Annotated in this window: 11 protein-coding genes; 7 read left to right on the forward strand and 4 right to left on the reverse strand. The window is 64.1% G+C overall.

All coding sequences use genetic code 11. From position 1 onward, the window contains the following. Positions 1–38 precede the first annotated feature (38 nt). The 5 genes from uvrB to nadC are packed head-to-tail and all read left to right on the forward strand — an operon-like array spanning position 39 to position 6,565. Positions 39–2,072: an excinuclease ABC subunit UvrB gene (gene uvrB / locus SPICUR_RS03595; RefSeq protein ID WP_023366141.1), complete on the forward strand. Its 2,034-nt coding sequence runs from the start codon at positions 39–41 to the stop codon at positions 2,070–2,072. Further along, the gene (locus tag SPICUR_RS03600; protein WP_023366143.1) at positions 2,072–3,052 is read left to right on the forward strand and encodes an NUDIX hydrolase; all 981 of its coding nucleotides are present in this window, start codon (positions 2,072–2,074) and stop codon (positions 3,050–3,052) included. Before uvrB ends, SPICUR_RS03600 begins: the two co-directional genes overlap by 1 nt. A gap of 56 nt (positions 3,053–3,108) precedes the next feature. Next, positions 3,109–4,158: a quinolinate synthase NadA gene (gene nadA / locus SPICUR_RS03605; protein ID WP_148291311.1), complete on the forward strand. Its 1,050-nt coding sequence runs from the start codon at positions 3,109–3,111 to the stop codon at positions 4,156–4,158. After that, positions 4,155–5,705, forward strand: coding sequence for an L-aspartate oxidase (locus SPICUR_RS03610; RefSeq protein ID WP_023366147.1), 1,551 nt, complete (start codon positions 4,155–4,157; stop codon positions 5,703–5,705). Before nadA ends, SPICUR_RS03610 begins: the two co-directional genes overlap by 4 nt. Then, complete coding sequence (nadC, locus tag SPICUR_RS03615) at positions 5,702–6,565, forward strand: carboxylating nicotinate-nucleotide diphosphorylase (RefSeq protein ID WP_023366150.1); 864 nt, start codon at positions 5,702–5,704, stop codon at positions 6,563–6,565. Before SPICUR_RS03610 ends, nadC begins: the two co-directional genes overlap by 4 nt. Here the strand turns inward: nadC and dld are convergent, their stop codons facing one another. The 4 genes from dld to SPICUR_RS03635 are packed head-to-tail and all read right to left on the reverse strand — an operon-like array spanning position 6,566 to position 11,549. Continuing rightward, entirely contained in the window at positions 6,566–8,260 is a 1,695-nt protein-coding gene (dld, locus tag SPICUR_RS03620; RefSeq protein WP_023366152.1) for a D-lactate dehydrogenase, read from the reverse strand. It abuts the gene before it with no gap. 16 nt (positions 8,261–8,276) lie between these two features. Then, positions 8,277–10,355 (reverse strand): L-lactate dehydrogenase, encoded by a 2,079-nt coding sequence (locus SPICUR_RS10185; protein ID WP_335324155.1) that lies wholly within the window; start codon positions 10,353–10,355, stop codon positions 8,277–8,279. Further along, positions 10,325–10,954: a DsbA family oxidoreductase gene (locus SPICUR_RS03630; RefSeq protein WP_023366156.1), complete on the reverse strand. Its 630-nt coding sequence runs from the start codon at positions 10,952–10,954 to the stop codon at positions 10,325–10,327. Before SPICUR_RS03630 ends, SPICUR_RS10185 begins: the two co-directional genes overlap by 31 nt. A gap of 34 nt (positions 10,955–10,988) precedes the next feature. Beyond that, the gene (locus SPICUR_RS03635; protein ID WP_023366158.1) at positions 10,989–11,549 is read right to left on the reverse strand and encodes a carboxymuconolactone decarboxylase family protein; all 561 of its coding nucleotides are present in this window, start codon (positions 11,547–11,549) and stop codon (positions 10,989–10,991) included. A 116-nt stretch (positions 11,550–11,665) separates the two neighbouring features. Between SPICUR_RS03635 and SPICUR_RS03640 the strand changes: the two genes are divergently transcribed. Both SPICUR_RS03640 and SPICUR_RS03645 read left to right on the forward strand, forming a co-directional pair. Further along, positions 11,666–12,259 (forward strand): TetR/AcrR family transcriptional regulator, encoded by a 594-nt coding sequence (locus SPICUR_RS03640; protein WP_023366160.1) that lies wholly within the window; start codon positions 11,666–11,668, stop codon positions 12,257–12,259. Positions 12,260–12,354: 95 nt separating this feature from the next. Beyond that, positions 12,355–12,852, forward strand: a complete 498-nt coding sequence (locus tag SPICUR_RS03645) for a beta-class carbonic anhydrase (protein WP_023366162.1) — start codon at positions 12,355–12,357, stop codon at positions 12,850–12,852. Positions 12,853–12,863 lie beyond the last annotated feature (11 nt).

Raw genomic sequence — 12,863 nt, forward strand, 5'->3', positions numbered from 1 at the left:
CGAAATGATACGCCAAACATGACAGGGCCTGCATCGCTATGACTGACCAGACACTGCGTTTCCAGCTCGAGAGTGACTTCGAGCCCGCCGGTGACCAGCCCACGGCCATCAAGACACTCGCCGGGAGCCTGCAGTCAGGGCATTCGCACCAGACACTGCTCGGCGTGACCGGATCAGGTAAGACATTCACGATGGCGAGCCTGATCGCAAAGGAGCAACGCCCCGCGGTGGTGCTGGCGCCGAACAAGACGCTCGCCGCCCAGCTCTACGGCGAGATGAAGGCATTCTTCCCCCATAACGCGGTCGAGTATTTCGTCTCCTACTACGATTACTACCAGCCCGAGGCCTATGTGCCGGCATCGGATACCTTCATCGAGAAGGACGCCTCGGTGAATGAGCACATCGAGCAGATGCGGCTGTCAGCGACCAAGGCGATCATCGAGCGGCGCGATACCATCATCGTTGCCTCGGTCTCGTCGATCTACGGGCTGGGTGATCCCAGCGCCTATCTGAAAATGGTGCTGCACCTGAAGGTGGGCGAACAGGTGGATCAACGCCAGATCCTCCGGCGCCTGGCGCAGCTGCAGTACGCGCGTAACGACTACGATTTCTCGCGCGGCAACTATCGCGCCCGGGGTGATGTGATCGATATCTTCCCCGCGGAGTCCGAGGACGAGGCGGTGCGAGTCGAGCTTTTCGACGACGAGATCGAGAGCCTTGCCTGGTTCGATCCACTCACCGGCGAGGTCCTGCGCCGTGTCCAGCAGCTGACCGTCTATCCCAAGTCCCACTATGTGACGCCACGCGACACGGTTCTGAGCGCGGTGGAGAAGATTAAAGTCGAGCTCCAGGAGCGGCTCGAGCAGCTCCAGGGCGCCGGGCGGCTGCTGGAGGCCCAGCGGCTTGAACAGCGCACCCGGTTTGATCTGGAGATGATGCAGGAGCTTGGCTACTGCAACGGCATCGAGAACTACTCGCGCTATCTCTCCGGCCGGGGGCCGGGGCAGGCACCACCGTGCCTGTTCGACTACGTGCCCGATGATGCAATGCTGTTCATCGACGAATCACATGTCACAGTCTCGCAGGTGGGCGGGATGTACCGCGGTGACCGCGCCCGCAAGGAGACGCTCGTCGAGTACGGCTTTCGTCTGCCGTCGGCGCTCGACAACCGGCCACTGAAGTTCGAGGAGTTCGACACCATCGCCCCGCAGCGGATCTACATTTCAGCGACACCCGGTCCGTATGAAAAGCAGCACTCCAGCGCCGTGGCCGAGCAGGTGGTGCGGCCGACCGGGCTGGTCGACCCACAGATCGAGGTCCGGCCGGCGGGGACGCAGGTGGACGATGTGCTCGGCGAGATCAACGAACGCAGCCAGATCGGTGAGCGCGTACTGGTGACCACGCTCACCAAGCGTATGGCGGAGGACCTGACCGAGTACCTCTCCGAGAACGGCGTACGGGTGCGCTACCTGCACTCCGATATCGATACCGTGGAGCGCACCGAGATCATCCGTGACCTGCGGTTGGGGGCGTTCGATGTGCTGGTGGGCATCAACCTGCTCCGCGAGGGGCTGGACATCCCGGAGGTCTCCCTGGTGGCGATCCTGGATGCCGACAAGGAAGGCTTCCTGCGCGCTGAGCGCTCACTCATCCAGACCATCGGCCGGGCCGCCCGGAACGTCAACGGCCGCGCCATTCTCTATGCCGATCAGATGACCGACTCAATGAGTAAGGCAATCAACGAGACCGAGCGCCGGCGCGAAAAACAGATCGCCTACAACGAGGAGCACGGGATTACGCCGCAGGGTATTCAAAAGGCCATCGCCGATGTCATGGAGCGGGGCGGCGCCAGTGCCCCTGACACCGCCGAGCACTATGCCGAGGTGGCCGATGAGGCCAAGGCCTATGCCGACCTGACGACAGCCCAGGCGGTGAAGCGGATCAAGGAGCTCGAGCAGAAGATGCATCAGCACGCGCGCAACCTTGAGTTCGAGGAGGCCGGTAAACTGCGTGACGAGGTTAAACGGCTGCAGCGTCATGCGCTTGGGGAGCCCGATCGGGACAGTGCCTGATGGCGTTGAGTGAGGGGGCAAGCCCGGCAACCGTCGACCTGACCGCGGTGATCGTCGCCATGATCGATGGCGAGCCGCGTATCCTCACCGTCCGGCCTGGCGCCGGCGAGCCGGATACATTGCCCTGCGGACCACTGCAGCCTGATCACCGCACCCTCCAGGCCGGACTGCGCAGCTGGGTCGCCCACCAGACCGGGCTCCGGCTCGGCTACATGGAACAGCTCTATACCTTCGCCGATCGCGATCGGGCCAATAGCGAAGCCGCTGATGGCCCGGGTGTGCGCCCTGTCTCGGTCGCCTATCTCGCCCTGGTCAACGAGGTTGAGCATCAGCATCGAGCGGCCACCGCCTGGCAGCCCTGGTATCACTACCTGCCCTGGGAGGACTGGCGGACGCAACGCCCAGCGGTCGTTGACACCATCCTTGCCGGGCTGGCGCGCTGGGTCGAGGCGGCGCCCAGTGCGCAGAAACGCATGCGCCGCACCGAGCGTCTGCGGCTCGCCTTCGCGAGCGACGCCACCCCCTGGGACGAGGAACGATCGCTGGAGCGCTACGAACTGCTCTACAGCGCCCGGCTGCTCTCCGAGGCCTGGCATGACCAGGGGCTGGTGCCACCCGCCGATCTGGGCGGGCGCCCCGATCGTCCCATGGCGACCGATCACCGTCGCATCCTTGCGACGGCCGTCGGTCGGCTGCGTGGCAAGATTAAATACCGACCGCTGCTTTTCGAACTGATGCCGCCCACTTTCACGCTGCTGCAGCTCCAGCGCACGGCAGAGGCGCTATCCGGGGCGCGGCTGCATAAACAGAACTTCCGCCGACTGGTGAAACGCCAGCATCTGGTGGAAGAGACCGGCGAACATGAAACACAGACCGGCGGCCGCCCCGCCCGGTTGATGCGATTCCGTCCCGCGGTCACGCTGGAGCGGCCGGCGCCCGGTGTCGATATCAAGACCGGTGGACGCGTAGCTCGTCCCTGATCAGACGGTCATATCGAAGCCTCAATCGGGCTTGATGAAACTTCTCTCCTGATCTTATGCTCAAAGCGTGCATAACGGTGCAATATCGTCACGCCATTAATGCTCAAATCGAGCATAAGGAGCGTTCAGTGGAAGCAGTCATGGAACAAACACGCCAGTCACGGGAGCGGTTGCGGGATACCATCCCACCGATGGAATGGGCGATCTTCGAGCCCGAGATCGACGCGATCCATCGCCTCAAGGCCGAGCGTAACGCCGTTATCCTGGCGCACAATTACCAAACGCCGGAGATATTCCATGGTGTGGCCGATATTGTCGGTGATTCCCTGGCGCTGGCGCGCCGGGCCGCGGAGACCGAGGCCGATGTGATCGTTCAGGCGGGCGTGCACTTCATGGCCGAGACCTCGAAGCTGCTGTGCCCGGATAAGACCGTTCTGATCCCGGACCTCGCCGCCGGCTGCTCCCTGGCCGAATCCATCACCGCCAAAGATGTCCGCGCGCTGCGCGAGCGCTATCCGGACGTTCCGGTCGTGACCTATGTGAACACCTCAGCGGCGGTCAAGGCCGAGTCCGATATCTGTGTGACCTCGGGCAATGCGGTCCAGGTGGTCGAGTCGCTGGGTGTGGACCGGGTGATCTTTCTGCCCGATGAGTATCTGGCGCACTACGTAGCGCTGCAGACCGATGTCGAGATCATCTCCTGGAAAGGGCACTGCGAGGTGCATGAACGCTTCACCGGCGACGAGATCCGTCAGTACCGGCAGGCGCATGACGATCTCATGGTGATCGCCCATCCGGAATGCCCGCCGGATGTGCTGGCGGCGGCGGATGAGGTGGGCTCCACCGCGCAGATGATCAATGCCGTGTCATCGCGCAAGCCACGCCGGGTGCTGATGGTCACCGAATGCTCAATGAGCGATAACGTGGCCGCCGAAGTGCCGGAGGTGGAGTTCGTCCGTCCCTGCAACCTGTGCCCGCACATGAAACGGATCACCCTGCCGAAAATCCGGCAGGCGCTGGAGTATGGCGCCCCGCGGGTGGAGATCGAGACCGATGTCGCCGATCGGGCGCGTCAGGCCGTGACACGGATGCTGGCCGTGCGATGAAGGCCGCGAGCGCGAAGAACCGGCCGGTGATTGTGGTGGGTGCCGGTATCGCTGGACTGGCGACGGCCCTTCGACTCGCGCCGCTGCCCGTGGTGGTGCTGACCGCCGGGCGCCTGCGTGAGAACACATCCACAGCCTGGGCCCAGGGCGGGATCGCCGCAGCGATGGCGGGTGATGACGCGCCCGCTCTGCATCAGGCCGATACCGAAGCCGCCGGTGTCGATCTGGTCGATCGTGCCGTCGCGCGGGCGGTGACCGAGGCGGCGCCGGCGTGTCTGGATCACCTCGCGGCCCTCGGTGTGCCCTTCGACCGAGGGGCTGATGGCGTTCTGGCGATGGGGCTTGAGGGCGCACACAGCCGCCATCGAGTCGCCCATGTAGGCGGTGATGGCAGTGGTGCGGCCATCCTCAACAGCCTGATCAAGGCAGTCGGCGCAACGCCGTCGATTCAAGTCCGCGAACGCGCGGCGGTCGAGGGACTGATCACGGCGTCAGGTCGTGTTCAGGGCGTTCGAGTTGCTGATACCGATCTCACCGGTCGTGCGGTCGTGCTGGCCACCGGTGGTCTGAGTGGGCTGTATGCCGATACCACCAACCCCCTGGGCGCCGCGGGCCGTGGCCTGGCCATGGCGGCGCGGGCGGGCGCTGCCATCGCCGACGCCGAGTTCGTCCAGTTCCACCCCACCGCGATGGCGGTGGGACGCGATCCGATGCCCCTCGCCACCGAGGCCCTGCGGGGTGAAGGCGCGACACTGGTCAACCGAGCGGGTGAGCCGTTGATGGCGGATACCCCGGGCGGCGATCTGGCCGCGCGGGATATCATCGCCCGGCGTATCCATGCCGCGCTGGAAGCTGGTGATGGCGTCTATCTTGATGGCCGCTCGGCGATCGGTGATGCATTCCCCAGCCGCTATCCGGCGGTCACTGCTGCCTGTCAACGTGCCGGCATTGATCCTGCCCGTGCTCGCATCCCGGTCCGGCCAGCGGCGCACTACCACATGGGAGGTGTCGCGGTGGATGGCAGTGGGCGGACCACCGTCGAGGGGCTATGGGCCTGCGGTGAAGTGGCGGGTAGCGGTCTGCATGGTGCCAATCGCCTGGCAAGCAATTCACTGCTCGAGGGACTTGCCTTTGCCCGCTGGATCGCCGAGGACATCGCCGGACAGACCGATGTGCATCGAGCCCGGACGGATGACCCGGGACGGACAGGAACCTTTTCAGGCATGGGCGCCAGCACCTGGATCCGCGACTGCATGAGCGATTATGTGGGCGTTGTCCGGTCGGCCGCCGGACTCGATAGGGCCATTGAGGCCCTGACGCCGGTGGCCTTCGATGTGCAGCATCGGCAGGCTGATCCGGCGCTTGCCGGGCTGTTTGTGGCCACTGCGGCACAACGGCGCACGGAAAGCCGTGGTGGGCACCTGCGTGATGACTGTCCGCAGACGCGCTCGCCTGCGCCGGCCCGGGCGTCCCTGACGCTGGCGGACCTTGCCCACTCCGGATCTGTCCCCGGCGTTATTGATCGAACAGCGAGGGCCCTCGCATGATCGGCGTGACGGATCCGAGCCGCGTCCAGCTCGAGCCGCTGGTCCGTGCGGCGCTGGCGGAGGATCTCGGCCGGGCCGGTGATGTGACCAGCGATGCTGTCTTTCCCGCGGACGCGACAATGGCTGGGGTTATCCGCGCCCGTGAACCGGGTCGGATCGCGGGTACCGCCGCCGCGGCGTTGGCGTTCTCGCTGCTTGACGAGCGGGTGATGGTGGAGCGGGTCTGCGCGGATGGCGACACGGTCGCGGCGGGCTCAGTGATGATGCGTCTGACGGGTCCGGCACGGGCAATCCTCGCCGCCGAGCGAGTCGCCCTGAACCTGCTCTGCCATCTGAGCGGGATCGCGACCGCCGCGGCGGCGCTGGTCGCGGCAACCGGTGACTGGCCGGCCCGAATCGCCTGCACCCGCAAGACTACACCCGGCCTGCGCGGACTGGAAAAGCATGCAGTCCGGGCCGGCGGTGGCGTCAATCACCGCTTCGGGCTCGACGACGCGATGCTCATCAAGGACAACCATATCGCTGTAGCCGGTGGCATCGGACCCGCACTGGCCCGGGCCCGAGCCGCGGCCGGGCATCTGGTGAGAATCGAGGTAGAGGTGGATACGCTGGAGCAGCTCGAGGCGGCGTTGACCGGTCAGGCCGATGCCGTGCTACTCGACAACATGGATCCGGCGACGCTGGCCGAGGCCGTCCGCCGTGTGGACGGCCGGGCAGTCACTGAGGCGTCCGGTCGGGTCAGCCGCGAGACGATCGCCGCCGTGGCGGCCAGTGGCGTAGACATCATCTCGGTCGGCGCCCTGACGCACAGCGCGCCGATCCTCGACCTGGGACTCGATACCGAGTCGACGGCGGACTGATCAGGCCTCGGCGGCCTCGCCATACCGCGGCCCGCGCGGGAGTTTGCCAACGCCCGGGTTGAAGCGGTTGGTGGGGTCCAGTCGGCGGTAGAAAGCCGCCAGCGGCGGCTTGGCGGGATAGAGGTGGCCCACATTATGCTCGGCCGGGTATTCCGCACCGCGTTCGTCGAGGATCTCCAGCATTTTCGCCTTGTGAGCCGCCACATCGGCCCCCTCGCGGAATACGTAGTCCTGATGGAATACGTTGCAGAAAAAATGCCCGTAGTAGAGCCGATGCATCAGATCACGGGTGATGCTCTCGGGCAGTTCCTCGAACCAGTCCCGATCGTTGCGCGCGAGGGCAATATCCAGCGCCAGGATATCCTCGACCTCCTTGTGGTGGATGGTCTGGTAGCGCACACCGGCCCCTGCGGCGGCGAAGCGATGCAGCATCGCCCGTTCGGCCTCGTCCGCTGTGCAGCGGAACCAGGCATCAGGGAAGCATTCCTGGAGGAATCCCTCCGTCTCCTCGGCCATGTCACCGTTAGCGCGCAGGATCAGGTGATGCTCGAAACGGTCGCGCCATTCAACGACGCGCTCAGGCAGCGGGTCAGGGGCGAGCCATGACAGACGCTGGAGGACATGATCCGTGATCGGTGCGGGCAGCAGCGGTAAGCGCCGGAAAAAAGCGTCAATGCGGGTCTTGAGCGCAAACGCTTTGGGCAGACGGGCCGTACCCAGTTTTTTGATCAGCAGGAAACTGTCCTTGCCGTAGCGGCGAGCCACGTCAAACAGCTCGCGGTGCAGATACTCCGCTGTAATCGGCAGTCTGGAGGCCTCGCGCAGGAACCGTGCCCTGAATTCCGCCATCTCGTGCGTGTCGTTACTGCCGATGTAGTACGTCCGTACATCCGACTCCTGTTCGAATGTGTCCATACGGACCGCGAATACCATCACCTTGCCGGCACTGCCCGAAACACCGTAGAGCAGCCGGGGATCGTTGTTGAACCGCGCTGCGCCGGGTTCGTCAGCACCGCGGATGATCTCGGGATAGCCGTCATCGCTCGCCTTGCCGGCGTTCCAGTCGATATCTTCGGGGCGGTAGTCACCGTGCTCAAGGCGATCGAGGATCGCCTCGGGCGTGTCGCCTAGATCGATGCCAAGCTCGTTGACCAGCTCGAGCTCACCGTCTTCGTTGACGCGGGCGTAGACGGCGAGCTCGGTATACGCGGGCCCGCGCCGGCACAGCGCACCACCGGAGTTGTTGCAGACACCGCCGACGACGGTCGCCCCCAGCGAGGTGGAACCGATCACCGAATGCGGCTCGCGCCCGTGCGGCGCCAGTGTCTGGGTCAGCTCGAACAGCGTCGCACCGGGTAGGGCGATGGCCTGGTCGGCATTGCCGAGCAGCTGCAGACCCTTGATGCGCATGGCGTTGATGGCAACGGCGGGGCGGTCGTAGGTGTCCTTGGGCGTTGAACCCTCGGTGAGCCCGGTGTTAGCCGCCTGGGGGACGATGACAGCACCTGCCTCGATGGCGGCCTGGGTGCAGTGCCAGAGCTCAACCAACGTACCCGGATGGACGACAGCGACGGCATCGCCACTGCCTGAACGATATCCGGTCCGGTAGGGCCGTGTGGCGGCCGCATCGGTCAGTACGTGCTGCTCGCCGGCGATGCGCTGCAGCCGCTGGATAAGCTCGTCTGTCGCGTCCATGATTCCCTCTCTCGGCTCAGTTGGCCCAGCGACCCTCGAAATCCTCGGGTATATGCAGGATCTCGCGGTTGACCTCGTTGATATCGCGATGACCGCAGAGCGCCATGGTGGTATCGAGTTCCTTATGCAGAACCTCGAGTGCTTTGGTGACACCGTCCTGGCCCATCGCCCCCAGCCCATAGACCCATGCGCGACCGATCATGACGCCGTCGGCGCCGAGCGCGAGGGCCTTGAGGATGTCCTGACCGGACCGTACACCGCTGTCGAAATAGACCTCGATGCGATCACCCACTGCCTCAATGATGTCCGGCAGCACGCGGATGCTGCTCAACGCCCCATCGAGCTGGCGGCCGCCATGGTTGGAGACAACGATGGCATCGGCGCCCAATTCCACGGCGCGCTCGGCATCCGCGCGGTTCATGATGCCCTTGAGCACGACCTTGCCGCCCCACATGTCCATCAATTCCTTGACGCGGTTCCAGTCCAGCGAGTGATCGAAGGCCTCCGCCGTCCATGACGACAGAGAGCTTGAATCGGTCACGCCCTGCGCGTGGCCGACCACGTTACCGAAGGTCCGGCGTTTCGCGCCGAGCATCTCCAGGCCCCAGGAGACCTTCGTCGCCAGATTGGCGATGGACTTGATCGTGAGCTTGGGCGGCGCGCTCAGCCCATTCTTCAGGTCCTTGTGGCGCTGCCCCTGGACCTGTAGGTCCAGCGTGATGACGATCGCCGAGCAATTGGCCGCCCGCGCACGCTCCATCAGCCGACGCATGAAGTCGTCATCCGACAGCGTGTAGACCTGGAACCAGAATGGCTTCGTCGTTTCCGCGGCGACATCCTCGATCGAGCAGATCGACAGCGTAGAGAGCGTGAACGGCACGCCGAAATCCTCGGCCGCCTTGGCGGCAAGGATCTCGCCATCGGCGTGCTGCATGCCAGTCAGCCCCACCGGTGACAGCGCCACCGGCATCCGGACGTCCTCACCCAGCATCTGGCCCGCCGTGGTGCGGTTGGTCATGTCGATGGCCACCCGCTGGCGGAAATAGATCGACTGGAAGTCGCTGCTATTTTCCTGAAACGTCTGCTCCGTCCAGCTACCGGTCTCGCAGTAGTCATAGAACATCTTTGGCACGCGGCGCTTGTACAGACGCTTGAGGTCATCGATGCAGGTGATGACGGCCACTTCATTTGCCTCCGCGGTTGGTGAGATGATCCCCAGGGCGGTCGAGAAGAAAATCCCGGTGGAGGTCTGGGCCGGGCGGAGCTGATATCGCTGGGCGAGGACGTAGACGTTCGCGGCGACCGGCAAAGCGGCCTGAAGAATGCCGACGGCCACCCAGACCGGGGGTAGATCGAATAGGCCGATGAGCGCGACGGCCACGAGTGCCGGATGCACGATCAGCTTGAGCAGACAGACCCAGGCGGTCTCTCCCGCACCCTGGCTGATAGGGCGACCGGCGAGCGTTGCGCCGAGGGCAAAGAGCGCGCATGGACCGGCCGCATCGGCCAGTAACCCGCCATAGCGCATGAGCGGATCAGCGATCGGCACCTGCGTGAGATTAAGCGTCAGACCGATGACACCAGCCATGACGATCGGGTTTTTCACCACGCCGACCGCGATGCGCCTGAAAAGCGCGGATAGCGCGCGCGGGTCGCCGAGATCGGCCTCGATGAGCGCGGTCGCAAGGCCGAGCATCACGATGGTATCCCCCATCACGATCGCAACCGCCGGTAGTGCCGCTTCGCTTCCGAACAGGAGGATGACGAGCGGCAGCCCGATGAAGCCGACATTGGAGAAAACGGCGGCGAGCGCCTGTACGGCCGCATCGGCGAGGCGGAGCCCGATCAACCGTCGGGCGATCAATAGCGCCGCGAAGAAAAGCGCGATCCCCGGCAGGTAGTAACCGGCGATGAGCGACCCGATGTCCCGGGTCGCAGCGGGTGCCTGGTAAGTCTCGACCAGCAGCAGCGCGGGGAGCGCGAAATAGAATACGAACGTATTCAGTCCCCCCACCGTATGCTCGCTGAGCATCCGCGCTGAGGCGGCGAGGTAGCCGGTGAAAATCAGCGCGAAGAATGGCAGCGCGAGGTTGATGACAGCCTGGCGCCCGAAATCAGATAGCGTCCGTCGATCACGAAACCGGGCACGGCACTGACGCCCGCCTCAATGAAGCGTTGCTCGGCCGCCCGGACGGCCTCGGCGTAGCGATCAGAGCGGGCAACGGCCTCGGCCGCTTCACCGTCCAGGCCGACCTGCTGGGCCGCCTCGCGCAGGACCACCGGGTCTGATGGGCGCTTCGCCTCACCGAAGTAGGCATCGAACAGCGCCTGCTGCAATGCTGTTTCGCGGCCCTGTTCCGCGGCCCAGGCGAGCACGCGATGGGCGTCGAACGTATTGTGCGCACGGCGAGCCCTCGCACCATCGAAATTCAGGCCCAGGTCGCTCGCAAGCTTGATCATTTCGTCCTGGGTGCGCTCAACACTGTCGGCGTCCTGGCCATATTTCTGGCATAGATGATCGAGTATCGGCTCACCTTCAGGTGGCATGTCGGGATTCAGCTCGAACGGCTGCCATGCGAGCTCGATTTCGATTTCGCCGTCGAGCGTCTCCAGCGCCTGTTCAAGGCGTCGGTAGCCGATCGCGCACCAGGGGCAGGCGATATCAGAAACCAGGTCGATGCGAAGGTTCTGCATGATGGATCTCCTCACACGCCGGCAGGCGTCCTGTTCATGACGCCTGACGCGGCTGCCACTTGAATGGCTGGAACGGCTTGTCGATCGGGGTATCCGCCAGATGATTGGTGTAGTTGCTCATGACCTTCTGGGAGACGCCAAGCACCACCTCGAGGATGTTGCGCCGGGTGTAACCGGCTTCAAGGAAGCGCTGTACGGCGGACTCGTCCACGTTGCCACGATCGCGCACGACCGAGAGCGTAAAATCGCGTAGTGCTTCCAGCTTCGCCGTTGGCAGCGGTGTGTTGTTACGTAGCGCCTCACTGACCGCGTCCGGCACATCAGTCATTTTCGCAATCGCCGTATGCGCCGGAACACAGTAATGACAGCGATGCTCGACGTTGATCGCCTGCCAGATCACTGTCTGCTCGGTCGCATCGAAACTGGTTTCCGTGAACAGCCGATGCAGTGCCTGATAGGCCTCAAGCAGCGCCGGCGCCTCTGCCATCACCGCGTGAAGCCCCGGGATCATCCCAAAAGCCTGTTCTGAATTCTCCAGGAATGGCCGGCTTTCCTCCGGGGCAGTCGACTTGTCATGCAAGGTAAATTCGGTCATCCCGATATCTCCGTTGAGTGGTGTCTGAGTCCGTCGTTAAGTTCACAGTCTGCTTGTTTTTGAGCGATCGCTCAAGCTATATTTGAGTCATCATTCAAAATCATCGACACCATGCTATGCCGCGCACCGCCGTTCATACCCGAGACGAATCGCTGGAGAAAGCGCTGCATCTGTTCTGGCGACAGGGATTCGGTGCGACCTCGCTCAAAGATATCGAGCGCACCCTCGATATGCGCCCGGGCAGCATCTATGCGAGCTTTGGCAGCAAGGAGGACCTGTTCCGCGAGGCCCTTGAGCGCTACGCGGTGCGGACCATGGCCGAGCTCGAGCGTGTCATCGCCGCGGAGCCATCTCCGATCGGCGGGCTGGTGGCGTATATCCGCACGCTTGGCCGCCTGCGGGAACGCGGCGAGACCTGTGCCGCCTGCATGCTGGTCAAAAGCCTGGTTGAATTCGGCCCTCGCGAGGCGGCGGCCCGTTCACGGGTCGAGAACCTGCTCGCCCGCATGGAGCAGCGTTTGACCGAACGTCTTGCCGATGCCCAGGCGGCTGGAGAGGTTCCGAACGGGCTGGATCCTGCGCGGCTGGGTCGACGCCTGCAGGCAGATGTCGTTGGCCTTCGAACCTATGCGGAGCGCGATGTTGACGATCAGGCCGTGCGCGATCTCGCTGAGGACATCGCCCGCGAATGGGAGCAATGCGGGGCATAGTCCGTTTGCGACTAAGCTCATGAATATTCGGTATTCATGCCCTGAAACGCTGGCTGATACGATCGCAATTCCAGTTAATCAAGGAGCAGCCCGTCATGAGTCGAGCCGATGAGTTCATTGAGGCGAACCAGCAGTACGCCAGCGCGTTCACGCAAGGCGATCTGCCCATGCCCCCCGGGCGCCAGGTCGCAGTTGTCGCGTGCATGGATGCCCGGCTGGATGTCTATCGCCTCTTGGGGCTTGGCCTCGGCGAGGCGCATGTCATCCGTAATGCGGGCGGCGTCGTCACCGACGATGTGGTTCGCTCGCTGCTCATCTCGCAGCGGCTGCTCGGGACCACGGAGATCGTCCTCATCCACCACACCGACTGCGGCATGCTGACTTTCAAGGATGACGCGGTCAAAGCCGACGTCGAGAAGGAGACAGGCCATCGGCCGGCGTTCGCGCTTGATGCCTTCGACGACCCTTATGTCGACGTCCGCCAGTCAATCCGTCGGTTAAAGGCCGTTCCCTATCTGCCCAATGGCGACGCCATTAGCGGATTTGTCTATAACGTCGGCACCGGAGCACTCGACCCCGTGAGCGAGGCATAAAACCGGTGACT

The sequence above is a fragment of the Spiribacter curvatus genome, from assembly GCF_000485905.1.
GTDB lineage: Bacteria > Pseudomonadota > Gammaproteobacteria > Nitrococcales > Nitrococcaceae > Spiribacter > Spiribacter curvatus.